Consider the following 24,360-nt stretch of genomic DNA (forward strand, 5'->3'; position numbering starts at 1 on the left):
AACCCTCCTAGTCTTCTGCAATCCATGACCGCAGAAGCTTCGCAAAGTCCTCCGGTTTTTCTTTTGCCATCTTTTCAAGCTGCTTCCTTCTCAGGCTGCTTTCTGTTTCCTGTTCTTCGTTCACATCTTTGATGGTGACAGGTTCAACCTGTTCTTCCAGTTCTGCCTGCTCTTCCTGGCTCTTTCTCCTCGCCCTGATAAACAGGAACACCAGCAGAAGAATGATCGCAACCAGAACACCGCCAATGGCGTATACCCACCAAGGAATAACAGCAGCACTTTCTTCAGGGAATTCTGTTTTGCCCTGGAACTGCTGAACAGATACAACCACTTTGTCAGCAATATCTTCATCTGTAAGATCTGCACCGGCAGCTTTCTTATCGATTGTGGTCCTGACAATGGTGCTGAGAATCTGAGTAATATCATCGACCCGCTCCTGCGGAAGGGAAGTCGGATCGTCAGCTGTCGGCGGTTCTACCATTACCTGAATGCCGAGATCTCTTACCTTATAAGGGCTTTCTACAATTTCTTTCCGGATTTTATTGACTTCATTATTGATCGTTTCTTCTATCCGCTCGTAATCGCCATTTGAGCCTTCAGCTGCTCCAGGATAATTAGTAATCTCGTTATCACCGGTGCCTGCAATACCGCCCGCTTCTTCCGCGCTTCCAGTAAAGGTTTCAGTGATTTTCTTGGCGCTGATCGCAATGCCTTCCATATTTTCTTCATCTACAGGCGTAACCAGGTTTTCTTCCCTGTTTTCCTGGGTAAAGTCTATATCAGCAGAAACGGAAACCACTACTTTTTCCGGGCCCATCAGCGTACTGAGCATGCTTTGGACCTGGCGCTGGACATCTCTCTCGATCTGTTTTTTTACATCGAGCTGGGCCGTGATTGTTTTGCCTGAAGTATCATTGCTGTTTTCCAAATCAAAATACTCAAAGAATTGGTTTGTTACGACGATATTATCTGTAGGCAGATTAGGAACACTTTTTGAAATCAGATGATACAGGGATTTGATCTGCTCCGTTTCGAACTGATACCCCGGCTTTGTGTTCAAAACGATGCTCGCAGATGCTTCTTCTGTCTGGTCATTTATAAAAATTCCCTTTTCAGGAAGATTGATCATGACTTTGGCATCATTGACACCTTCTATCCCTTTTATCAGATTGGACAGCTCTGTCTGCATAGCATCCAGCTTCAGAACGTTAAATTCATTTTCAGTCATTCCTATTCCGGCATTCTGGCTGAAAAACGAATAATCAATGCTGCCTGATTTCGGGATGCCTTCAGCGGCAAGCTCTACCTTCAACGTATCCACTACTTCCTCCGGGACCATGATGGTTGAGCCTCCATCGGCTATTTCGGAAGCAATTCCTCTTCCGTCCAGGCTTTCCTTTATTGCCCCTGTTTCAGAGGGTGACAGATTGCTGTATAAAGGAACCATCGTTGTCCTCCCTGCCAGGAGTACGGCAGCCGAAGCAATCAATATGAGCAAAATAAGAGAGCCAGCCATTAGCCCCTTCTGCTTCTTAGTCCGGCTCTGCCAAAATTCTTTTAATGGGTTGAAAAATTTTTGAAGCTTTTCTTTCATCACAATCCCCCGGTTATCCTGTCTAGCAAGCCGCAGCTAATAACCGCTAAACATCATAATCTTAAATCAGCAATCTATTAAACCTGCATTCTCATGGTTTCCTGATATGCCTCTATCACTTTATTCCTGACTTCAAGCGCAGCCTGCATGGTAATGCTGGCTTTTTGTGACGCAATCATCACTTCGTGGAGGCCGATATCTTCGCCCCGGGCAAGCTTTTCTGTCATAACATCAGATTGCAGCTGGGAGCTGTTTACATTATCAATCGATTGCTTAAGCATGGAAGCAAAGCTTTTATGTCCTTCTGCCGCGCTTCCGGCAGCCGTTCCTGTGATCTTTGCCGGCTGCATGATGCTTGAAACAGGCGAAAAAGAAATATTATTCATCATAGAGTCTCCTTTACTTTCCTATCTCCAAGGCTTTCATCATCATGCTTTTAGAAGCATTGAAGACTGTGACGTTTGCCTCGTAAGAACGTGTTGCGCTTATCAGGTCTACCATTTCCCTGAGGGGATCCACATTCGGCATCTGTACGTATCCTGCTTCATTTGCATCAGGATGACTCGGGTCATAAACAAGCTTGAACGGTGTCTGATCTTCCCTGATTTCCGATACACGCACGCCGCTGCCTGCACTGCCTGCATTCATAGCTGTATTCAGGAATGAAGAAAAGTTTTTTTCCTGCGGCTGCATCACAACTTCTTTCCTTGTATAAGGCTGCCACTCGCCATTGACAAGCTTGCCCCTTGTTGAATCAACGTTTGCCATATTTGACGAAATGACATCCATCCTCAGCCTTTGCGCTGTCAGGGCAGAGGATGTTGTGTTCATGCTATGAAACATGCTCATGATTATCTTCCACCTCTTATCACATTCTGAAGACTGGTGAATTTCCCGCTGATCCTTTCAACCAGGGCATTATAGTAGATTTGGTTCTCTGCCAGCTCTGACATTTCTTTATCCATATCCACATTATTGCCATTGTGATTAAAGTCCGTATTTTTATTGATAATGACTCCGGACTGCCCGCTGCCCTCAGCAGCAAAGCTGTAATGGCGGACATCCGTCCGTTTCGCCTCTATCCCGCCTATGGCCATTTCTGACTGAAGAACAGATTTAAAGCTTACATCCTTTGCTTTATAATTCGGGGTGTCTGCATTCGCAATATTCTGCGCTACAACCTTCTGTTTCAAGGACGCTTGATTTAAAGAATTTTCAAGTGTCGATATCGTATTAGAAAAAATATTCAATTTCAGCACCTGCCAGTATAAAGTAGAAAAAATGTTAATTCTTGTTGAAATTTGATGATTATAGGCGAATTTTCAATCTTAATCACTATTGTAATGAATTTGAAATAATATGTCTATGAAGTTAAAGTTAAATTTAATAATTCATAAGTCCTATTTTGATGTTTCATTCTTTGGAACGAACAAAATCCTTTTTTATGCAGAAAGCTTTGTCGCTTCATGCTTTCTTTCCTTACAGAATGCGGGTTTATTAATAAAATTCAAGCTGCGAATCAATTAGTTCCTTTTTCCTATATCCATTATTGACATCTTTCTCATGTTAGCAAAAATACGACTTTTATCATTATTAAGATATAATATTATTTCTATGATTTACCAAGCTTTTCCGACGAATTATGTAAAATCCCTGTAATGTCCGTAATAATTGATCATTTAAAACCAAAATAAAAAAACCTGTTTCTTCAGAAACAGGTTTTTTGTGATATATCAGCTTGTTTTCAGTTTTTCCAGTTCGACGAGGAACTTATCGTTCAGGACTTTAATATATGTTCCCTTCATGCCGAGTGAACGCGATTCAATGACTCCTGCGCTTTCCAGCTTTCTCAATGCGTTTACGATCACAGAACGCGTAATTCCGACTCTGTCGGCAATTTTTGAAGCAACAAGCAGGCCTTCTTTGCCGTTAAGCTCTTCAAAGATATGCTCGATCGCTTCCAGCTCACTGTATGAAAGGGAGCTGATAGCCATTTGTACAACAGCCTTGCTGCGCGCCTCTTCTTCGATCTCCTCCGCTTTTTCACGCAGGATTTCCATACCGACAACTGTTGCACCGTATTCGCCAAGAATCAGATCATCGTCATGGAACTGCTCCTGAAGCCTTGCGAGGATCAGCGTACCTAGGCGCTCTCCGCCCCCGATGATTGGTACGATCGTTGTCAGACCGTTCTTAAACAGCTCCTTGTTTTCAACAGGGAAAGCAGTATAATCGCTTTCTACATCAAGATTTGAAGACGTCTCCTGGATATTGAACAGGCTCTTGGTGTATTCTTCAGGGAATTGACGGTCTTCAAGCATTTTTTTCATGCGCTCATTTTCGATCTGCTGGTTTACTGCAAAGCCAAGCAGCTTTCCGCGGCGGCTTACCACAAAGATATTCGCTTCGATCACTTCACTAAGCGTCTCGGCCATTTCTTTGAAGTTTACCGGTTTTCCGGCAGCTTTCTGCAGCATTGCATTAATTTTTCTTGTTTTCGTTAATAAATCCATTGTTCTTCCTCCTATTGGCTGTGACACACTGCTTATTAAATGATATAACCTGTGTTCATCCCTTAGTGGCATTGGTACGTATGTGTTTGTTGTACCCTAACACCTTTTTGTTAAAACTATAAGATAAACTGGCTCAGGTCTTTATTGCGGGAGATGGCACCAAGTTTCTCCTCAACATACTGAGGGGTGATGGTCACCTTGCCCATTGAAATTTCCGGTGCTTCGAAAGACAGATCCTCAAGCAGTTTCTCAAGGATTGTATGAAGTCTTCTTGCGCCGATATTGTCTGTATTCTGATTAACCTCGTATGCCACTTCAGCGATTCTACGAATAGCATCGTCAGAAAATTCAATTTGTATACCTTCTGTTTCCAATAATGCAGTATATTGTTTTGTCAGTGCATTATCAGGTTCAACCAAAATTTTATAAAAATCTTCGACTGTCAGCTTTGTCAGCTCTACCCTGATCGGGAATCTCCCCTGAAGTTCCGGTATCAAGTCAGACGGCTTGGCGATATGGAATGCCCCTGCTGCCATGAAAAGGACATGATCTGTTTTGACAGAGCCGTATTTCGTAACGACCGTTGAGCCTTCAACAATAGGAAGGATATCACGCTGTACGCCTTCCCTTGATACATCGGCATTTGATCCTCCGCTTGATTTGCTGGCGATCTTATCAATTTCGTCAATGAAAATGATGCCGCTCTGCTCTGCCCTGAAGACAGCTTCCTGGGTCACTTCATCCATATCGATCAGCTTTTGTGCTTCTTCATTCGAAAGGACTTTGCGCGCTTCCCGGACAGTCAGCTTGCGCTTCTTCCTTTTCTTTGGCATAAGTCCGCTTAGCGCATCCTGCATATTCATGCCCATCTGCTCCATTCCGGAGCCTTGAAGCATATCAAACATGGACGGCTGCTGCTCTTCGACCTCGACGGTGATCAATTCATTTTCAAGCTCGCCCATAGCAAGCTTTTCCCTGGCGATCTTCCGTTTTTCTGTAAGGCTGTAATCCTCCGCTGGTTCATTTTCCTGATCCTGGCCGCCTCCGCCGCCAAACAGCATTTCCAGCGGATTTTTGTAGGAAGCTGCTTTTTTGCCTGAAGGGACGAGCATATCTACAATGCGGCGGTTCGCATTCTCTTCTGCCCTTTCTTTCACGCTTTGCATTTTTTCTTCCTTTACAAGGCGGACCGATGTCTCCACCAGATCACGCACCATTGACTCTACATCACGGCCAACATATCCGACTTCTGTAAATTTCGTGGCTTCGACCTTTACAAATGGAGCGCCGACAAGCTTAGCCATCCTGCGGGCAATTTCCGTCTTCCCTACACCGGTTGGTCCGATCATCAGGATATTCTTCGGGCTGATTTCATCGCGGATAGCTTCCTCGAGCAGGCCGCGGCGGTAGCGGTTCCTTAAAGCAACTGCCACTGCTTTCTTTGCATCTTTCTGTCCAATGATATATTGGTCAAGCCGTTCAACAATTTGTCTGGGTGTTAAATTTGTACTTAAGCTCATATTCAGCACTCCTTTGTATTAGCCGGCCAAGACGATCAAGCCTGTGGCGTCAGCCTCAAATTTCAGGCGCCTGCCCCGCAAACGGAATATCCGCTGCAGGGGAGCAGCCTTCTACAGCTCTTCCACTATTATATTTTCGTTCGTATATACACAGATTTCAGCTGCCACCTCAAGCGAAGACCTGGCGATTTCCTTTGCTGTCAGGTGTTCCCCTGCATATTTTTTCAGGGACCTTCCAGCAGCCAGCGCATAGTTGCCGCCTGAACCGATTGCCAATATCCCGTCATCAGGTTCAATCACTTCCCCGGTCCCGGAAATGAGAAGAAGATCTGATTCGTTCATGACAATAAGCATGGCTTCGAGCTTTCTCAGGACCTTATCGCTTCTCCACTCTTTCGCAAGCTCAACGGCCGCCCTTTGCAGGTTTCCATTATACTCCTCAAGCCTGCTTTCAAACAATTCGAACAGGGTGAATGCATCCGCCACCGATCCTGCGAAGCCTGCAATCACTTTTCCGTTGAACAATTTCCTGACTTTTCTTGCTGTATGCTTCATGACGACAGCATTTCCGAATGTGACCTGGCCATCCCCTGCCATGGCGCACTTCCCGTTATGCTGTACGGCAAAAATAGTTGTAGCATGAAATTGAGACATTGATTATTCCTCCTTTTGGAGCTTATGCCCGCGGGTGGGTGTTCAAATAGGTCTTGCGCAAATATTCATTTGTAACATGTGTATATACCTGGGTGGATGAAAGGAAGGCATGCCCCAGGAGCTCCTGTACAGTCCTCATATCAGCACCATTTGATAAAAGATGCGTAGCAAAGGAGTGCCGAAGCATATGCGGGTGAATAGTGCCTTCCAAAGAAGATTTCTGGATCATTTTATTTAATATTTCCCGGATGCCCCGCGGTGTCAGGGGGCCGCCCCGGAAATTGACAAATAGTCTGTCATGGCTTTCCCTGCCTGTTAACAGTTCTTTTCTGCCTTCAGTTATGTATAGCTCCAAAGCATCCTGTGCGAAGCTTCCGAAAGGGATATACCTGTCCTTCTGCCCTTTCCCATGCACCAGCACAGTCGATAAAGCCATATCGATGTCCTTCAGGCTGATCTGGCTGCATTCACTGACCCGCATGCCTGTGGCATACAGAAGTTCAAGGAGAGCCTTATTCCTTTTTCCAAGGGGGCTATCTGTTTCACAGCTTTCAAAAAGGCAGTTCAGTTCTTCTTCATAAAAAAATTCAGGCAGCCTTTTTTCCAGTTTCGGGAGCGAAACGGCAGAAAAAGGGTTGTCATTTGCCAGTTTCTCTCTTGCCAGAAACTTATAAAAGCTTCTGAGGCTGGATATTTTGCGGGCTGCCGATTTCCTGGAAAGCTTTTGCTCGTATAACCTGGTCAAATAAAGCCTGACATCAAAATATTCAACATCATTAACTGATTGAATGGCTTGTTCAGACATGAACAAGAAAAACTCTTTAATATCATGCTGGTAGTGTTCAATAGTATATTGTGAATAATTTCTTTCTATTTGTAAATATTCAATAAATGATTGTAACGAATCGTTCACATTTGGGCTCAAAATGATTCACCTCACAAGAGCTACTAAATAGTATCACAATTTAGTAGCCCATGCAATAAAATTTACATATTTTTCACAAAGTTCTGAATTGTTTCCAGCGCTCTGTTAGCATGCTGTTCATTGCGCTCCTGTTTGCCTTTGATCTTAACCGGCAGTTCAGGGAACAGTCCGAAATTGGCATTCATCGGCTGGAAGTTTTTAGAGTTTGTTGTCGTGATATATCTTGCCATGCTGCCGATGGCCGTTTCATGAGGGAATTCCAGAAGTTCTTTGCCCTCTGCCAGCCTGGCTGCGTTGATGCCTGCGATCAGGCCGCTAGCTGCCGATTCCACATATCCTTCCACACCTGTCATCTGCCCGGCAAAGAACAGGCCGTCACGGTTTCTGAATTGATAGGTTGCCTCGAGCACTTTCGGCGAGTTGATGAAAGTATTGCGGTGCATGACGCCATAGCGTACAATCTCTGCTTCTTCCAATCCCGGAATCAGCCTCAGCACTTCCTTTTGCGGGCCCCATTTCAGATGCGTTTGAAAACCTACTATATTATAAAGAGTTCCTGCCGCATCATCCTGCCTCAGCTGGACAACTGCATACGGGCGCTTGCCTGTCCGCGGGTCTTCCAGGCCTACCGGCTTCATCGGCCCAAACAGCATGGTTTTCTTTCCCCTGTTTGCCATCACCTCGATCGGCATACATCCTTCAAAGAAAATCTCTTTTTCGAATTCTTTCAATGGGACCGTCTCGGCACTGATCAGGGCGTTATAGAATGTTTCAAATTCTTCTTCTGTCATCGGACAGTTGATATATGCTGCTTCCCCTTTATCATATCTTGATTTAAGGTAAGCCTTTTCCATGTTGATGCTGTCTTTTTCAATGATAGGCGCTGCTGCATCATAAAAATATAAATGATCCTCGCCTGTCAGCTCCTTCAGCTGCTTGGACAGTGACTCACTCGTTAGGGGACCGGTTGCAATGACAGTGATCCCCTCTGGAATTTCAGTCACTTCTTCATTCATCACGGTTACATTCGGATGGTTCCTGACCTGCTCTGTTACCTTTCCGGCGAATTCATGCCGGTCTACTGCCAGTGCTCCTCCTGCCGGTACGGCACATGCATCAGCCGAATTGATGATAACAGAGTCAAGCATCCTCATTTCCTCTTTCAGTACGCCAACCGCGTTTGTCAGGTTGTTGGCCCGGAGAGAATTGCTGCAGACCAGCTCGGCAAATTTATCTGTATGATGGGCCGGGGTCTGTTTTACAGGCCTCATTTCATACAGATTTACCTTTATTCCTCTTTTCGCGATCTGCCAGGCTGCTTCACTTCCGGCAAGCCCCGCCCCGATAACATTGATTGCTGCTTCTTTCATTTTACGAACCTCCAGGTATACTTATGAATAGTTAAACTGGTTTATTGATCCAGCCGGACTTCTTATCTCTTTTAAAGGGCCTGTCCAATCTTTAATTTTGTTCCCAAAATGGACGGCATTCATTCATATCCAATCTGCATTGTACAATACGTATGAAAAATAAAAAAGTTTCAAGCATTGCACTGCCATATTTTCCCGCGAAACAGAAAAGAGTGAGCATAAAGCCCACCCTTAGCCTTGCTTTTCTTCTTTATAGTCACATTCAATGCATTGAACCTGGACGCCCTTTTTAAGCTTTTTCTCAACCAGGACATTATCGCATTTCGGACACTGTCTGGCAAGCGGTTTATCCCATGAGATGAATTCGCATTCCGGGAACCGGTCGCAGCCGTAGAAGATGCGGCGTTTTTTACTTTTTCTTTCTATTATATTCCCCTCTTTGCAGTTCGGGCATTTCACACCGATTTCTTTCACAATCGCTTTTGTGTTCCTGCATTCAGGGAAATTTGAGCAGGCCATAAACTTGCCGTAGCGCCCCATTTTATAAACCATTTCATGTCCGCATTTTTCACAATCTTCTCCTGCGGGCTCATCCTTTATTTCTACTTCCTGCATTTCTTTTTCGGCTTTGTCCAGATGCTTCTCGAAATCTTTGTAGAATTCTTCGATGATATTCTTCCAATTTTCTTTGCCGTCTTCTACATCATCAAGATCCTGCTCCATCTTGGCCGTAAACTCGACATCCAATATTTCCGGGAAAAATTCGAGAATCAGTTCCAGGACTATTTCTCCAAGTTCTGTAGGGATGAAGCGCTTATTATCAAGCGCTACATAGCCGCGTTTTTGAATTGTATCCAGTGTCGGGGCAAAGGTTGACGGCCTTCCGATCCCGAGCTCTTCCAGTGTCTTTACCAGCCTTGCCTCTGTATAGCGTGGCGGCGGCTGGGTGAAATGCTGCTTCGGCTCAATGTCCTTTTTCAGGACCTCATCGCCTTCCTTCAGGTCGGGGAGCATATTATCTTTTTCTTCAGCCTGATCGTCGCTGCCTTCGACATAAACCTTCATAAAGCCGGGGAACTTCACTTTTGAGCCGGTGGCCCGGAAGACAACTTCCCCGTTCTTCAGATCCACACTCATTGTATCCATGACTGCAGATGCCATCTGGCTTGCCACAAAACGTTCCCATATCAGTTTATACAGACGGAGCTGGTCTCTTGATAAAAACTCTTTAAGACTTGCCGGCTCCCGCAGGGTGCTTGTCGGCCTGATGGCTTCGTGCGCATCCTGTGCATTGGATTTCTTGGTTTCTTTCTTTTTCTCCCCAGGGAGATAGTCCTTGCCATAAGACTCTGTGATATAGCCTGCCGCCTCGGTCTGTGCGATTTCAGAGATCCGGGTCGAGTCTGTTCTCATATAGGTGATGAGACCGACCGTCCCTTCTGAACCAAGATCAATTCCCTCATACAGCTGCTGGGCAAGCATCATTGTTTTCTTAGCCCTGAAGTTTAATTTCCTGGCTGCCTCCTGCTGAAGGGAAGATGTTGTGAAGGGAGCAGCTGGATTCCGTTTCCGTTCCTTCTTCGAGACGGAAGCAACAGTGAACTTGTTCCCCTTCATCATTCCGAGGATCTCTTTTACATCCTGTTCTGATTTTAAGTCCGTCTTCTGTCCCTGCGCACTGTAGAAGGACGCTTCGAACACGGACTTTCCTTTCAGGAATTCACCATCAATTGACCAGTATTCTTCAGGGATAAATTCCTTGATTTCCTTTTCCCGGTCGATGATCAGCCGGACTGCCACTGACTGCACCCTTCCGGCGCTCAATCCTTTTTTTACTTTCTTCCATAATAAAGGGCTTATATTATAGCCGACGAGCCTGTCCAGGATCCTGCGCGCCTGCTGGGCATCCACAAGATCCATATTAATCGGCCGCGGAGTTTTAAATGATTCTTTGATGGCATCCTTTGTGATTTCATTGAAAACCACACGGCAGTCAGAATGGACATCCATGTCCAGGCTGTGCGCCAAATGCCAGGCAATGGCTTCCCCTTCGCGATCGGGGTCAGCTGCGAGATAGATTTTCTTGGCTTTCTTTGCAGCTGTTTTAAGTTCTTTTAACACAGGGCCCTTGCCGCGTATCGTGATGTATTTTGGTTCAAAGCGGTTTTCCACATCAACGCCCATCTGGCTTTTAGGGAGATCTCTTATATGCCCCATCGATGCTCTTACTTTATATTTTTTTCCCAAGTATCTTTCAATCGTCTTCGCCTTGGCAGGCGACTCAACGATCACTAAATAATCTGCCATTAAACATCCTCCTTAAGAGGGATAAGATTGGCCGCCTGCTGTCATTTGCGGGCGGGCGGCGCTGATTTTATTTTATTTTTTTGTTTGATAGTCTACAGAAGCAAGGCAGCTGCAGATTCCATTTTTAAATATTTTTCATCCTGCAATCCGGCAGGGGGTGAAATATTCCATTATTATTGTCCATGCTGCTATGGGTTGTCAAATCTCTGATAGCATCATGTATGGATGGCAAAACATGGCCGGCTCGACAAGCAAACGGTTACAGCCTGTTTTGCAGCCTTTACATTGCGTCTGTTGCACAATGTATAACAGATTTTAAATAATTTCAACCTTTTTGACATAAATTTTCTAATTTCAGACTATTTTCAGCAAAAATGCACTGTGATGAATTATACAATTCAAATGCATACTTTTATGCCTTTTTTAAGAAAATCTTTGTTCTGCCTTACGGGATTTTCTTAAAAATTAAGTTCTTCAAGTATCTCACTGGCATCTGCAATCAGCTTTGCGCCCTGCTGGATCAATTCATTCGTGCCTGCGGAAGCCGGGCTGAATATGCTGCCTGGCAGGGCAAACACATCCCTGCCTTCATTGACCGCATAATTTGCCGTAATCAGCGATCCGCTCTTGCTTTTTGCTTCTATTATAAAGGTCCCCTGGGAAAGCCCGCTGATGATTCTGTTCCTCATTGGGAACTGCCATCTGTCAGGCCGTGCATCAGGCGGATATTCAGAAATGACAAGATGATCTTCCATCATCCTTTTTGCCAGCCGTTCATTGGATTTTGGGTAAATATGATTAAGGCCTCCAGCAATGACACCGATCGTCCGGCCGCCGAGCGAAATGGCTGTTTCATGCGCCTCTGCATCCACTCCGGCTGCAAGGCCGCTTACGATGGTCACTCCCTTTCCCACCAAGCCCGGAAATACTTTTTTTATTGCGCTCCTGCCGTATCCTGTTATCTGCCTGGAGCCTACAACCGCAAGCTTGGGATCCAGATGCAAAAAGCTGATGTCTCCTTTTGCGTATAGCACCCAGGGAGGCTGATAAATTTCCTTAAGAAGCGGTGGATATTCAGGTTCAAATATTGTAATGCAGTGAATGCCGTATTTCTCGTATTGTCTGATTTTCTCTATCGTTGTCTCCAGGCTGCTGTTAGTCGGGAAAAAGAGTTTACGATCGGGTTCAGAGAAAGCTGCTGACAGGGAGGTTTTCATGTGGGGATCTTTCTTTAGGAAATGATAAATGCTGCTCCAGGAGCTTTTGTGATGGAGGGAGATAAATTTCAGCTTGAATTCGTCCATTTGCGGACCTCCTGATAGGATTTTTTAGAGAGGGAGTTAAAAGAAGGAGAAATAGTCCCCTTGAGGCAAGGGGACCGGAAAGTCTGATTTATAGGTTTAGTGCGTTTTGCATTCGTCGAAAAGGCCTTTTTCTTTCAGGACCTTAATCAAAGTTTCACCCATTACGGATGGAGTATCGGCAACCTGGATTCCGCATTCATTCATCACACGGATTTTTTCGTCAGCAGTGCCTTTACCTCCTGAGATGATGGCGCCGGCATGGCCCATGCGCTTCCCTGGAGGTGCAGTGCGGCCGCCGATAAAGCCGACAACAGGCTTTGTCATGTTAGCTTTTACCCACTCTGCTGCTTCTTCTTCAGCCGTTCCGCCGATTTCACCGATCATGATGACCGCTTTGGTTTCCGGATCTTCATTGAATGCTTTTAATACATCGATGAAGTTTGTTCCGTTGACAGGGTCTCCGCCGATTCCAACTGCAGTGGACTGGCCGATTCCAGCCTGTGTGAGCTGGTGGACAGCTTCATACGTCAATGTACCGGAGCGGGACACTACGCCGACATGCCCTTTTGTATGGATATATCCTGGCATGATCCCGATTTTGCACTCATCAGGCGTGATAACGCCAGGGCAGTTAGGGCCGACCAGGCGGGTCTTCTTGCCTTCCATATAACGTTTCACTTTAACCATATCAAGAACAGGGATATGCTCTGTAATACAGATGGCCAGGTCAAGCTCTGCATCTACCGCCTCAAGGATGGCATCTGCAGCAAAAGCAGCAGGAACATAAATGACAGAGGCAGTTGCACCTGTTTCTTTGACAGCTTCCTGAACTGTATTGAATACAGGTACTCCTTCCACTTCCATGCCGCCCTTGCCTGGAGTTGTGCCCCCGACGATTTGTGTGCCGTATTCCAGCATCTGCTTTGTATGGAAAAGGGCAGTTGAACCTGTTATCCCTTGAACTATTACTTTTGTATCTTTATTAATGAATACACTCACGTCAAATTCCCCTTTCTTAACCTACTAGTGAAACGATTTTTTCTGCCCCGTCACTCATGGAATCCGCTGCGATAATATCAATATCGGATTCTGCGAGAATCTTTTTGCCAAGGTCTACGTTCGTGCCTTCAAGGCGTACAACAAGCGGCACTTTCAGGCCAACCTGCTTTGCAGCCTCTACAACGCCTTCTGCAATGACGTCGCATTTCATGATTCCGCCAAAGATATTGACAAAGATTCCTTTTACATTCGGATCAGAAAGGATGATTTTGAATGCTTCCGTTACTTTCTCTGCTGTTGCACCGCCCCCAACATCAAGGAAGTTGGCAGGGTCGCCGCCGTAATGCTTGACAATATCCATTGTCGCCATTGCCAGGCCAGCACCGTTGACCATGCATCCGATGTTTCCGTCAAGGGAAATGTAGCTTAGGTCATATTTTGAAGCTTCGATTTCTTTTGGATCTTCTTCTTCCAAATCACGGTACTCAAGAATATCCTTTTGGCGGTACAGGGCATTTGAATCAAAATTAAGCTTTGCATCAAGTGCCATAACCTTGCCGTCGCCAGTGACAACAAGCGGATTGATTTCTGCAATAGAGCAGTCCTTCTCAATATAAGCATTATAAAGCGCGAGCATGAACTTTGCTGCCTGGTTGACAAGCTTGCCCGGGATATTGATATTGAAAGCGATGCGGCGCGCCTGGAAAGCTGTCAGGCCGATGACCGGATCGATTTCTTCCTTGAAAATCTTTTCTGGTGTTTTTTCAGCAACTTCTTCGATTTCTGTGCCGCCTTCTTCAGACGCCATCAGCACGACACGGGAAGTTGCACGGTCAAGCACAAGGCCGACATAATATTCTTTCTGGATATCACAGCCTTCTTCAATCAGGAGGCGCTTCACTTCTTTCCCTTCAAGGCCTGTCTGGTGCGTGACCAGTGTTTTCCCCAGGATTTCAGATGCATATGTACGTACTTCATCGAGGTTTTTCGCAACCTTGACGCCGCCCGCTTTTCCGCGTCCGCCGGCATGGATCTGCGCTTTAACTACAACTACCTCTGTGCCAAGTTCTTTGGCTGCTTCTACTGCTTCTTCAACTGTAAAAGCGACCTTTCCATTCGGAACCGTTACCCCGTATTTTCTGAGGACTTCTTTTCCCTGGTACTCATGAATATTCATTTCCCATCCTCCTATCAAACTCTTCAAAAAATAGACTGCGCTTTCATTTTATAAAATGAGCACACCCTTGTCTACAATTATGATTAAAATATTATATTTCTTTAAAAATTTTAAAATTTAAATCTATAAAAAACCCTGTAAAGTAAAGCGTTTTCATTTTTTATTTTCAAAAATTGTTTTTTCAGCATAGAAATATATTTATGAAAGGATGATCAGTTATCCTTCGGGAGCAGGTCCTGGCCGCGGCTTTCCAAGTGAGAAAATATGACTTTGGAAAGCGCTCTTTCCTCAAAAGAGCTCTGCTGCCAAATATGACTAAGGACAGGCTATAATCCCTGTCCCCTGCTGTGCTCTCCTGCCCGGCGGTCGGCTTTATAAACAAAGGCGAAAATTTCTGCCACTGCCTGATACAGCTCCTCCGGGATATTTTCATCGATGTTCAGCTTCCCGAGCAATTCAACCAGTGACGCGTCTTCCTGAATGGGAATATTATGCTCTTTCGCTTTTTCGAGGATATTCTCGGCTGTCAGTCCCTTTCCTTTGGCCTTAACCTTAGGTGCTTCTTGTCCGTCCCTATAGGATAGGGCGACGGCTTCCTTCCTGATCTTCGGGTCCTGCTGTTTCATATTTTTATATCAACTCCGCTGTATTTCCCTGAATCGGACAATGGCTGGTACGCCATCCCTTTTGTTTGCGGCTGGGCACCGCTGCCTTTCTCGAAGACAATGGAAGAAAGCCTGTAATCCAGCTCTTCCAGCCCTTTTTTCAATCCGTCTGTAAAAGGGGCTGCCCACTCCCTGATGCGGCTGTCCCCGTTAAAGACCTTGATCTGCACGATTCTGTTCTGGACCTGGACATCGACTATCGTTTCCTTTAAATGGTCCAAGTCCAGGTAGAAAATGACGCGGCAATAGGCAGGATCGATTCTCCCATCGGCCAGCTTCCTTCCGCTCCATTGCATGGTCATTTCCGCTGTCCTGTTCCACAGCGGGACAGGCAGCTGGAATATATACTGCTGCAGCGGTCCTGTTTCTTGAGCCAATAGCTGGTGTCCCGTCAATTTATTCAGCAATTGCTCCGCAGCCTCTTTGTGCTGAATGGGAGGACCTTCCTTCAGAAACTGCAATAGCATCATTTTAAGTGATTCATTCTTCAAGCCGCTGTCATCCCCGCCCGAGAGGAAGCTGAGCACTGCATGATCGTGGGAATAGCCCAGGCTTTTCAGTATGTGCGTTAGCCTGGACTGCAGCAGCCCGTCCCCGGCTGCGGCAGCCGCGGCTGATTTTGCCGAGATTTCGCCAAGCAGTACCTGCCTGGCGTCCATGCTTTTTTCTCCCTGCCCTTCTGGATCGCTTTCAGTTAATAGCTTGATGCTTTCGGACACCTTTTCAAACTCAGGCATTTGCGGATGCAAAATCCGCAGAAGCTGAATGGCTTCTGCCGGCTTCATATCTCTGCCGGCAAGCGCTGAAAAAAGCTGGCCCTTCCATGCTTCTGCAGTTCGTTCCGGCTGCAGGACAGCCGAAGCTGGGCGGCCTGCAGGATCGATATCTGCATCCGAATTCGACATAGAGGCGTTCTGTGCAGTTTTTGCCCCCTCCATCCCTTCTCCTGACTCGTTAGAGGATCTATGCATATTCCCCTGCAATCTGCCGGCAAAAGCCTTTAAGAGGTCTTCCAGGGATCCTGCAGGCCTCCCAGCCTGTCCACTGGAAACAAGAATCCGCTGAAGAAGGTCGGCCTCCTTCAGCCCTTTTGGCAGGGCGCCGGCTGCTTCCAGCAGGTGCCTGGCCCCTTCGGCACGCTTCCCGTCCTGGCTTCCCAGCCATTCTTTCACTAAGAACAAGAGTGATTCTTCCCCCTGCTTCATCTTTAATGAAGCCCCAAGATCTGCCGCCATATGAAGAAGCGCTTTCCCCGAAGTGCCCACACCAGGCTGATCCAGCAGGTCCACAAGCTCTGTGAGAAGGGCTTGGATGGGCTTTCCTCCCTGTGCAGCCATCAAAGAATCCAAAACCCTGCCTGAAACCGGCAGCTGCCTTGCCAGGGCCTGCTTGATTGCTTCAAGCTGATTCTGTGAAGGCCGGCTGCCGCCGAGCCATTCTGCAATCGCGGACAAGCCCTCTTTTGTAATCGGCAGCTGCTCTTTTACCAAAAAAGAAACCATATCAATATTCGTCTTGGCGGCTGCAAGTGCCAGCTTATTAAGCAATACTTCTTCAGCGTTCATTCCCTTTTGTGCTTCAGCACCAGGAAGAAGCCTCAGCCGCGGAGCCCCATCTCCCGGCAGGACCTGCAGCCAGTACCGCTCATTTACCGACAATGCTGTTTCAAGCTGCGCTATCACCTTCTGCCCTCCAATCATGACCTCTGCGGTCTGATTGGGATGAAGCTTAATGACCTTTGCGCTTACGATTTGCCCGGGGTTCAAGGCAAGCGGCTTAGGACCGCCGCTGTTTCTGTTCTGCAGTATTGAACCGACAATATTCAGCGGATCCATTCCTCTTCGCCTCTAATACATGCCCTTGATCGGGGCAAAGCTTTTTCGATGTTCATTGATGATCCCGTGCTTTTCAATTGCCTCAAGATGCTGCCGGGTGCCGTAGCCCATATTCCGGCCGAAGCCGTAGTGAGGATACTGCTCGTCAAGTTCCCTCATATACCGGTCCCTCGTTACCTTGGCTATCACAGAGGCAGCAGCAATCGTCACACTTTTGCTGTCGCCTTTTATGACTGCCTCTGCCTGATAGGGAACATCCAGATCAACCGCATCTGTCAGTAAATAATCCGGTGTACTGCCCATGTCTGCCAAGGCCAGGAGCATTGCTTTCTTTGAAGCTTGAAGGATATTGATCCGGTCGATTTCCCCTGCGCTAATGCGGCCGATTCCGACAGCAGCGGCGCCGGACATGATTTCTTTGTAAAATTCGTCCCTTTTTGCTTCAGACAGCTTCTTGGAGTCATCAAGGCCAGGAAGATAAAATCCTTCCGGCAGTATGACTGCTGCTGCGATGACAGGGCCGGCCAGCGGCCCCCTGCCGGCTTCATCCGTGCCTGCAATCATTGTCCAGCCGCTTTTCTTCAGCCTCCGCTCAAATACAGTCATTTCCTGGTACCGGCCGTAAAGCCTGGCCTCCTCGGCCCTTTGCCTGTCCCATCTCGCAAGCAGCTGCTGCACCCCTTTGCGTCCATCAGATTTGAGCTCCCCAAAAAATGGGTCGTTGTCGTCTTTCAGATCCTTCAGCTTCTCGCTGATTTCACTGATTGTAAGCTGTTTCATTCCATCCACCCTTATGCCATTATGTAGAAGGAAGGGCCAGTCATCCTGCCGGGCCCTTCCGGATATATATCAAAAAATAAAGGCCCCATGCAGAGGCCTTTATTTAATGCTGCTATTTTATTTTAACATTTTAAAACGGTATTGCGGACAAAAAAAGCCGATTTACTCTGCAGGTTCGCCTGCTGCAAAATCTGACGGATGTTCAAATGATAATGGGCCAAGCTTTTCTGTCCGGATTTCCCGGATGATCAGCTCTGCGACTTTATCATAATCGACTTCGCCCCCGCCCATTAAGCAGCCTCTCAGCCTTCCGATTTTATCGAAGGCTTCTACTGCTTCCTCAGGGAATTCTTCAAGGCTGTATCTTTCCAGCAGCCTTCCAGGATAGTGCTTTTCAAGAAACTTCAATGCATAAATGGCGATGTCATGAAGATTTAAAATGGTATCTTTTATCGCTCCGGAAAGAGCCAGCTTGAGGCCCACTTCCTGGTCTTCAAATTTCGGCCATAAAATCCCCGGTGTATCCAGGAGTTCCATTTCCTTGCCGGCCTTTATCCACTGCTGTGCTTTCGTCACCCCGGGCATATTGCCTGTTTTGGCAATATTTTTCTTTGCAAGGCGGTTGATGAGCGTTGACTTGCCGACATTCGGGATTCCTACGATCATTCCCCTGATCGCCCTTGGCTTTACACCTTTGGCTCTCATACGGTCAAACTTTTCCTTCAATATTTCCTGTGCTGCAGAGGAGATATCCTTCATGCCGGACCCTGCCTGTGAATTAATGGCAAGCGCTTTGATCCCTCTATCGCTAAAATAGCGGATCCAGGCCTTTGTGGCTTCTTTATCAGCCATATCAGCCTTATTGAGCAGCACAAGCCTCGGTTTATGCTGGATGATCTCGTCGATCATTGGATTTCTTGAAGACTGCGGCAGGCGCGCGTCGACAAGTTCAAAGATAATATCAACAAGCTTCAGCTTTTCTGTGACCTGCCTGCGGGCTTTTGCCATATGCCCTGGAAACCATTGTATTGTCAAGGCTGCCACCCTTTCTGACTAGAATAATTGCTATTTTACGATGCGGAAGTCCTCAAGGGGCCAATAGATGATATTTGTATCCCCAAGCACCTTTTCCATCGGGATGGTGCCGATATGGCGGCTGTCCTTGCTGTAGCGCCGGTTATCGCCCATTACGAAGAGATGGCCCTCCGGCACGGTCTCCTGCCCGATTTTATCTTCAAGTGTAAAAGGCTCTGTCAGCGGCCCGTCGATGACCTCTTTCTTGTATTCATCAAGATACGGCTCCTCGACCGCTTCGCCATTTACATATAAGATATCATCTTTGTATTCGATCCTGTCACCCGGCAGGCCGATTACCCTTTTTATGTAGTCCTTGTTTTCCGGGGCATGAAAGACGATGATGTCAAATCTCTTTGGGTCGCCAATCTTATACGAGAACTTATTCACGATCATCCTGTCCGTATCGTGGAGCGTCGGCATCATCGACAGTCCATCCACCACAATCGGGGCGAATAAGAAATAGCGGATGACAGCCGCAAGGAGCACAGCGATGATCAGCGCCTTTGTCCATTCCCAGAATTCACTTTTGCTCTTTCCCATGTTAGTTCCCACCAATCTCTGCTAAAAGATATATCCAGCGTCCTACTGATTATCTGCATGATTCATTCTTTACATTTACATTATTTCACTTCAATAAACACGATGGGATGTATAATTCCTAGTATTGGCCTATTTTCTGCCATTTAAGCCCCTGCACCTCCAGAGCCCTGAAAAAATCCGGAAGCCAGGCAAGTGCAGCTGCAAAAGGAGATCGGGTGAAAAAAGCCAAATGAAAAAACCCGGCTGGCGCCGAGTTTGGCCAAGGCCGGATCCGGCTGATTAGCACGTCATACTTAACGCTTTTATGTGAAAAAGGAGCTTGATATACAAGCTCCTTCTTCGCAATTGGCGGTGCAGAGCGCACCGCCGCTTTACTTTTATCGGATTTCTTTGATACGAGCTTTTTTACCGCGCAGGTTACGCAGGTAGTAAAGTTTCGCACGGCGTACTTTACCGCGGCGCATAACTTCAAGCTTCGCAATTTTTGGTGTGTGTACAGGGAATGTACGCTCAACGCCTACACCGTAAGAAACTTTACGTACTGTAAAAGTTTCGCTGATTCCACCACCACGACGCTTAATTACAACACCTTCATACACCTGAACACGTTCGCGTGTACCCTCGATAACTTTAACGTGTACACGTACAGTATCACCAGGACGGAACGCAGGAACATCAGCGCGAAGCTGTTCTTTTGTAATTTCTTCGATTAATTTATGCATCGTTTTCAACTCCTTCCAACAGATGCTCTTGCACAGACTTTCTTTATTGCAGCGGAACATCGTTATAAGACCCGGCCGATCACTCAGCCCAAGCCACAAAAACTATCATAACATAAACAATGCCTGTCATCAATAGCTATTATGCTCTTTTTTTATTTCTTCGAGAAGGCGGACCTGCTCTTTTGTCAGCTCTGCCCCTTCAAAGAGATCCGGGCGGCGGAGATAGGTCCTTTTCAGAGACTCTTTCATCCTCCACTCATCAACAAGGCGGTGGTTGCCTGAGGTCAGGATATCAGGCACTTTCATCCCCCTGAAGTCCGCGGGCCTTGTATAATGCGGATGCTCCAGAAATCCGGTGCTGAACGAATCCTTCATATGAGACTCCTCATTTCCGAGGACACCCGGGAGAAGGCGGACGATGCTGTCAATCAGCACCATGGCCCCAAGCTCCCCTCCGGTAAGCACGAAGTCTCCGATAGAGATCTCATCTGTCACAAGATGCTCCCTTATCCGTTCATCGTAGCCTTCATAATGGCCGCACACAAAAATCAAATGATCGAGGGAAGAAAGCTCCTCCGCCTTTTTCTGGGTATAACGCTCACCCTGGGGGCATAGGAGGACGACTCTCGGCTCTCCGCCGCCTGCCTTCACCTTTAAGTCAGCAACTGCGTCAAATATCGGCTGGGGCTTCAGCACCATGCCGGCTCCCCCGCCGTATGGATAATCATCAACCGTTTTATGCTTATTGTCGGCATAGTCCCTGAAATTGACTACATTGTAGCTGACAGCGTTATTTTCTTCTGCCTTCTTCAGGATGCTATGGCCGAAAACACCGCCGAACATCTCGGGAAACAGAGTAAGTACATCGATCTTCATCATGACAGCAAGCCTTCCATCGGTTCAATGATGATGACTTTTTCTTTCACATCCACTTTTTTGACAACATCTTCAATATAAGGGATCAGTATATCTTTCTGCCCCTTTTTGCTGACCACCCACACATCGTTGGCGCCAGGGGTCAGGATTTCCGTTATTTCCCCTATTTCTTCTTCATCAATTGTTTTCACGGTACAGCCGAGGATTTCATGGAAATAATACTCATTTTCCTCCAGCTGCCCCAGCTGGTCTTCAGAGACCTTCAATATTGCGCCTTTAAGCTTTTCCGCCTCATTCAGGCTGTCCAGGCCTTCAAAAGTAAGCAGATCAAACGATTTATGCTGTCTGTGTGTTTTTACAGTCAGCTTCACCGGTTCCTTCGAACCCGCCTGGAATAAGAATAAATGGCTGCCTGCCTTATAGCGCTCTTCCGGAAAATCGGTGCGGGATACGACCCTTACTTCGCCCCTGACACCGTGTGTATTGACAATCTTCCCTACATTGAACCACTTTTCCATCTTTGCCGATCACCTCTAGCGAATTTCTTTAACGACTCCATCTTCAATGATGATGGTTTTGTTTGCGGATACCTCATCCCAGGTGTCGCCAATGCCGATCTCCACGACAGCCTGAACTTCTTTTTCCTTCAGTTCACTGCCTAATGGTAGCATATGTAGTTGTTCTATTTGAAACTCCAGCAGCTTGATCTTTTCTTTGCGCCTGTCTGTTTCTTTTTCAAAATTGGCAGTCAGGCCTGCCTGCTGGAACTTTTTCGATTTCTCTATCTTTCTCGCTTCAAAGCGAAGCTGTTCACATTCTTTCAAAAGCTGTGTTTTTCTTTCCATATAGGTTTCAAAAAGCTTCCTTTTGCTTTTTTCGGTTAAGATCTGTTTAACTGTGGCGGTTTGAAGTATTTTCACCCTTAAGCCTCCTTCAGCGTCCTGGTACCGAACCAACTTCTAAAAGCTTCTGAATGGTAAAAAAAGGAGGGGATCCCCCTCCTTTTTCTAATTCCTCCGGACATGCCTCGGGAAGGTTCATTCAGTTATTTCCAAGAAAATTCTTTTTTGCTGTGATGATCCTGCTGCATACACAACAGTCCGTATCGATTTAGCGACGCGCCCTTGCTTCCCGATCACTTTCCCCATGTCACTCTTGTTGACAGAAAGCTGATAGGTAACGCGGTGGTCATCTTCCCGGACATCCACCCGGACATCATCGGGAAAATCAACCAGGGGCTTAACGATCGTTTCGATAAGCTCTTTCATCACGCGCAGAATTACTTGCCGTTCTTAGCGTTATGGAATTTCTCCATAATGCCTTCTTTAGAGAACAGGTTGCGTACTGTGTCAGAAGGCTTAGCGCCATCGTTCATCCATTTAAGAGCAAGCTCTTCGTTGATTTCAACCTTCGCAGGCTGTGCAACTGGATTGTAAGTTCCAACTGTTTCAATGAAACGTCCGTCACGAGGAGAACGAGAATCTGCTACTACAATACGATAGAAAGGGGATTTTTTAGCTCCCATACGTTTTAAGCGAATTTTTACTGCCATGTTAAATAAGCACCTCCGAATAGTTTCACACAAGATAATATAATATCAATAGATAAATGGTTTGTAAAGTGTTTTTTCTTTACATGTTATAAAAACTTGATTCCCGCGGCTTTTCAGCCGTGCTTTTGAGCATGCCGGGACATGCTTTCCAGGTGCAGAGGGACAAAAATCAAAACGGATTGAAAGGCAGCTTGAAGCCTTTCTTTTTCCCCTTTTGCTGCATTCCTGTCATCTGCTTCATCATTTTTTTCATATCCTCGAACTGCTTGAGAAGACGGTTCACTTCGGGTACGGTCCTGCCGCTGCCCTTCGCAATCCTCTTCCGGCGGTTCGCGTTGATGATTTCCGGATGTGTCTTCTCTTCCTTTGTCATCGATTTGATGATGGCCTCGACATGCGCGATCTGCTTTTCATCGATCTGCATATTATTAAGCCCCTTGATTTTGTTGGCGCCGGGCATCATTTTCAGAATTTCATCCAGCGGCCCCATATTGCGGACCTGGCCAAGCTGGTCAAGGAAGTCATCAAAGGTAAAGGAAGCAGTCCGCATTTTCTTTTCGAGCTCTTTTGCCTTTTCTTCATCAACATTGGATTGAGCCTTCTCGATCAAGGTGAGGACATCTCCCATGCCGAGTATCCGGGACGCCATTCTTTCCGGATGGAAGGCTTCAATTGCATCCATCTTTTCCCCGAGTCCGACGAATTTGATCGGCGTGCTGGTAACAGAACGGATGGAAAGCGCAGCTCCCCCCCGTGTATCGCCGTCAAGCTTTGTCAGGACAACGCCTGTCAGCCCCAGCTGCTCGTTGAAGCTCTGGGCGACATTCACTGCATCCTGCCCTGTCATTGCATCTACGACAAGGAAGATCTCATCCGGCTTGGAAAGCTCCTTGATCTGTTTGAGCTCATCCATGAGGGCTTCATCCACATGAAGGCGCCCTGCCGTATCGATCAGCACATAATCATGGTGGTCTTCCTTCGCCTTGGCGATGGCCTGCCTGGCTATCTCAACAGGCGAGACCTGGTCGCCGAGAGAGAATACAGGCATATTGATCTGTTTGCCGAGCGTTTCAAGCTGTTTGATGGCAGCCGGACGGTAGATGTCCGCAGCCACCAGCAGCGGATTGCGGTTATGCTTTTTACGGAGCAGGTTCGCAAGCTTCCCTGTGGTGGTCGTTTTACCGGCACCCTGGAGCCCGACCATCATGATCACGGTCGGCGGGCGATTGGATACCGCCACTTTGCTCTGCTCCCCGCCCATCAGTTCGGTAAGCTCCTCTTTAACAACCTTTATAACCTGCTGGCCCGGCGTCAGGCTCTTCAGCACTTCCTGGCCGATTGAACGCTCGCTGACCTTTTTCACAAACTCTTTGACAACCTTAAAGTTGACGTCTGCTTCCAAAAGGGCCAGGCGCACTTCGCGCATCATCTCTTTGACGTCCGCCTCGGATACTTTCCCTTTGCCGCGGATCTTCTGTATCGTATTTTGCAGTCGGTCGGCTAATCCTTCAAATGCCATATATGCCGCCTCCTAATCTAATTTCTCTAGCTCAGCCACTGCTTCCATCAGAAATTGATGGGAAGGACTGCCTTCTTCAAGAAAAGTTCTCATTTCGCGAATAAGTTTGCTGCGCTGTTGAAATTTATGAAATAACAGCAGCTTTTCTTCATATTCCTCCAGCATTGCTTCGGTACGCTTGATGTTATCGTACACTGCCTGCCGGCTGACGTCATATTCCTCGGCAATCTCACCGAGCGAATAATCATCCAGATAATACAGGGACATATAGCTCCGCTGCTTCGGCGTCAACAACGACTGATAAAAGTCATACAGATAGTTCATCCTCGTCGTCTTCTCCAGCATAGCTCATTCCCCCTTGTTAAGTGAAAAGCCTTTACAATAAAACAGTTTACACAGAACCCCAAACTGTGTCAAGGAAATCCGGGCCC

26 protein-coding genes are annotated in these 24,360 nt (G+C 46.7%); all 26 read right to left on the reverse strand.

The window, feature by feature from the left end; translation table 11 throughout:
* Positions 1–7: 7 nt before the first annotated feature.
* The 26 genes from fliF to Q9R36_RS02955 all read right to left on the reverse strand — a co-directional run bounded on the left by fliF (position 8) and on the right by Q9R36_RS02955 (position 24,274).
* Positions 8–1,594, reverse strand: a complete 1,587-nt coding sequence (gene fliF, locus Q9R36_RS02830; RefSeq protein WP_129611780.1) for a flagellar basal-body MS-ring/collar protein FliF — start codon at positions 1,592–1,594, stop codon at positions 8–10.
* Between the two features lie 77 nt (positions 1,595–1,671).
* Entirely contained in the window at positions 1,672–1,944 is a 273-nt protein-coding gene (gene fliE / locus Q9R36_RS02835) for a flagellar hook-basal body complex protein FliE (protein ID WP_473829076.1), read from the reverse strand.
* Between the two features lie 49 nt (positions 1,945–1,993).
* Complete coding sequence (gene flgC, locus Q9R36_RS02840) at positions 1,994–2,443, reverse strand: flagellar basal body rod protein FlgC (protein ID WP_009795906.1); 450 nt, start codon at positions 2,441–2,443, stop codon at positions 1,994–1,996.
* A gap of 2 nt (positions 2,444–2,445) precedes the next feature.
* A complete protein-coding gene (gene flgB, locus Q9R36_RS02845; protein ID WP_022543712.1) occupies positions 2,446–2,844 on the reverse strand; it encodes a flagellar basal body rod protein FlgB in 399 nt (132 codons plus the stop codon).
* A 483-nt stretch (positions 2,845–3,327) separates the two neighbouring features.
* Positions 3,328–4,107 (reverse strand): GTP-sensing pleiotropic transcriptional regulator CodY, encoded by a 780-nt coding sequence (gene codY, locus Q9R36_RS02850; RefSeq protein WP_009795909.1) that lies wholly within the window; start codon positions 4,105–4,107, stop codon positions 3,328–3,330.
* 116 nt (positions 4,108–4,223) lie between these two features.
* Positions 4,224–5,627: an ATP-dependent protease ATPase subunit HslU gene (gene hslU, locus Q9R36_RS02855; protein WP_224950217.1), complete on the reverse strand. Its 1,404-nt coding sequence runs from the start codon at positions 5,625–5,627 to the stop codon at positions 4,224–4,226.
* A 111-nt stretch (positions 5,628–5,738) separates the two neighbouring features.
* Complete coding sequence (gene hslV, locus Q9R36_RS02860) at positions 5,739–6,281, reverse strand: ATP-dependent protease subunit HslV (RefSeq protein ID WP_009795911.1); 543 nt, start codon at positions 6,279–6,281, stop codon at positions 5,739–5,741.
* A gap of 22 nt (positions 6,282–6,303) precedes the next feature.
* Entirely contained in the window at positions 6,304–7,206 is a 903-nt protein-coding gene (gene xerC, locus Q9R36_RS02865) for a tyrosine recombinase XerC (RefSeq protein WP_035403504.1), read from the reverse strand.
* A 62-nt stretch (positions 7,207–7,268) separates the two neighbouring features.
* Positions 7,269–8,576: an FADH(2)-oxidizing methylenetetrahydrofolate--tRNA-(uracil(54)-C(5))-methyltransferase TrmFO gene (gene trmFO, locus Q9R36_RS02870; RefSeq protein WP_009795913.1), complete on the reverse strand. Its 1,308-nt coding sequence runs from the start codon at positions 8,574–8,576 to the stop codon at positions 7,269–7,271.
* Between the two features lie 231 nt (positions 8,577–8,807).
* Positions 8,808–10,883 carry a type I DNA topoisomerase gene (gene topA / locus Q9R36_RS02875; protein ID WP_311224516.1) on the reverse strand — a complete coding sequence of 692 codons (2,076 nt, stop codon included), beginning with the start codon at positions 10,881–10,883 and terminating at the stop codon, positions 8,808–8,810.
* A gap of 458 nt (positions 10,884–11,341) precedes the next feature.
* Positions 11,342–12,187 (reverse strand): DNA-processing protein DprA, encoded by an 846-nt coding sequence (dprA, locus tag Q9R36_RS02880; protein ID WP_311224517.1) that lies wholly within the window; start codon positions 12,185–12,187, stop codon positions 11,342–11,344.
* A 96-nt stretch (positions 12,188–12,283) separates the two neighbouring features.
* Positions 12,284–13,186 carry a succinate--CoA ligase subunit alpha gene (sucD, locus tag Q9R36_RS02885; protein WP_009795917.1) on the reverse strand — a complete coding sequence of 301 codons (903 nt, stop codon included), beginning with the start codon at positions 13,184–13,186 and terminating at the stop codon, positions 12,284–12,286.
* 16 nt (positions 13,187–13,202) lie between these two features.
* Positions 13,203–14,363 (reverse strand): ADP-forming succinate--CoA ligase subunit beta, encoded by a 1,161-nt coding sequence (gene sucC / locus Q9R36_RS02890; protein WP_311224518.1) that lies wholly within the window; start codon positions 14,361–14,363, stop codon positions 13,203–13,205.
* A gap of 326 nt (positions 14,364–14,689) precedes the next feature.
* Positions 14,690–14,989 carry an EscU/YscU/HrcU family type III secretion system export apparatus switch protein gene (locus tag Q9R36_RS02895; RefSeq protein WP_009795919.1) on the reverse strand — a complete coding sequence of 100 codons (300 nt, stop codon included), beginning with the start codon at positions 14,987–14,989 and terminating at the stop codon, positions 14,690–14,692.
* The gene (locus Q9R36_RS02900) at positions 14,986–16,863 is read right to left on the reverse strand and encodes a hypothetical protein (RefSeq protein ID WP_311224519.1); all 1,878 of its coding nucleotides are present in this window, start codon (positions 16,861–16,863) and stop codon (positions 14,986–14,988) included. The genes Q9R36_RS02895 and Q9R36_RS02900 overlap by 4 nt, the downstream gene beginning before the upstream one ends.
* A gap of 12 nt (positions 16,864–16,875) precedes the next feature.
* Positions 16,876–17,643 carry a ribonuclease HII gene (locus tag Q9R36_RS02905; RefSeq protein ID WP_094767473.1) on the reverse strand — a complete coding sequence of 256 codons (768 nt, stop codon included), beginning with the start codon at positions 17,641–17,643 and terminating at the stop codon, positions 16,876–16,878.
* Between the two features lie 162 nt (positions 17,644–17,805).
* Positions 17,806–18,678 (reverse strand): ribosome biogenesis GTPase YlqF, encoded by an 873-nt coding sequence (gene ylqF / locus Q9R36_RS02910; RefSeq protein ID WP_035403507.1) that lies wholly within the window; start codon positions 18,676–18,678, stop codon positions 17,806–17,808.
* Positions 18,679–18,708: 30 nt separating this feature from the next.
* The gene (gene lepB / locus Q9R36_RS02915; protein WP_009795924.1) at positions 18,709–19,260 is read right to left on the reverse strand and encodes a signal peptidase I; all 552 of its coding nucleotides are present in this window, start codon (positions 19,258–19,260) and stop codon (positions 18,709–18,711) included.
* A 377-nt stretch (positions 19,261–19,637) separates the two neighbouring features.
* On the reverse strand, positions 19,638–19,982 hold the full coding sequence (gene rplS / locus Q9R36_RS02920) for a 50S ribosomal protein L19 (RefSeq protein WP_009795926.1): 345 nt from the start codon (positions 19,980–19,982) through the stop codon (positions 19,638–19,640).
* A 129-nt stretch (positions 19,983–20,111) separates the two neighbouring features.
* Positions 20,112–20,861, reverse strand: coding sequence for a tRNA (guanosine(37)-N1)-methyltransferase TrmD (trmD, locus tag Q9R36_RS02925; protein ID WP_094767475.1), 750 nt, complete (start codon positions 20,859–20,861; stop codon positions 20,112–20,114).
* A complete protein-coding gene (rimM, locus tag Q9R36_RS02930) occupies positions 20,858–21,376 on the reverse strand; it encodes a ribosome maturation factor RimM (protein ID WP_022543710.1) in 519 nt (172 codons plus the stop codon). Before rimM ends, trmD begins: the two co-directional genes overlap by 4 nt.
* 15 nt (positions 21,377–21,391) lie before the next feature.
* On the reverse strand, positions 21,392–21,778 hold the full coding sequence (locus Q9R36_RS02935) for a YlqD family protein (RefSeq protein ID WP_311224520.1): 387 nt from the start codon (positions 21,776–21,778) through the stop codon (positions 21,392–21,394).
* A gap of 117 nt (positions 21,779–21,895) precedes the next feature.
* Positions 21,896–22,126: a KH domain-containing protein gene (locus Q9R36_RS02940; protein WP_009795930.1), complete on the reverse strand. Its 231-nt coding sequence runs from the start codon at positions 22,124–22,126 to the stop codon at positions 21,896–21,898.
* Between the two features lie 11 nt (positions 22,127–22,137).
* Positions 22,138–22,410, reverse strand: coding sequence for a 30S ribosomal protein S16 (gene rpsP / locus Q9R36_RS02945; RefSeq protein ID WP_009795931.1), 273 nt, complete (start codon positions 22,408–22,410; stop codon positions 22,138–22,140).
* Between the two features lie 169 nt (positions 22,411–22,579).
* Positions 22,580–23,929: a signal recognition particle protein gene (gene ffh / locus Q9R36_RS02950; RefSeq protein ID WP_009795932.1), complete on the reverse strand. Its 1,350-nt coding sequence runs from the start codon at positions 23,927–23,929 to the stop codon at positions 22,580–22,582.
* Positions 23,930–23,941: 12 nt separating this feature from the next.
* Positions 23,942–24,274, reverse strand: a complete 333-nt coding sequence (locus Q9R36_RS02955; RefSeq protein ID WP_009795933.1) for a putative DNA-binding protein — start codon at positions 24,272–24,274, stop codon at positions 23,942–23,944.
* Positions 24,275–24,360 lie beyond the last annotated feature (86 nt).

Source organism: Bacillus sp. AG4(2022) (genome assembly GCF_031844465.1).
Classification (GTDB): Bacteria; Bacillota; Bacilli; order Bacillales; family Cytobacillaceae; genus Bacillus_AB; species Bacillus_AB infantis.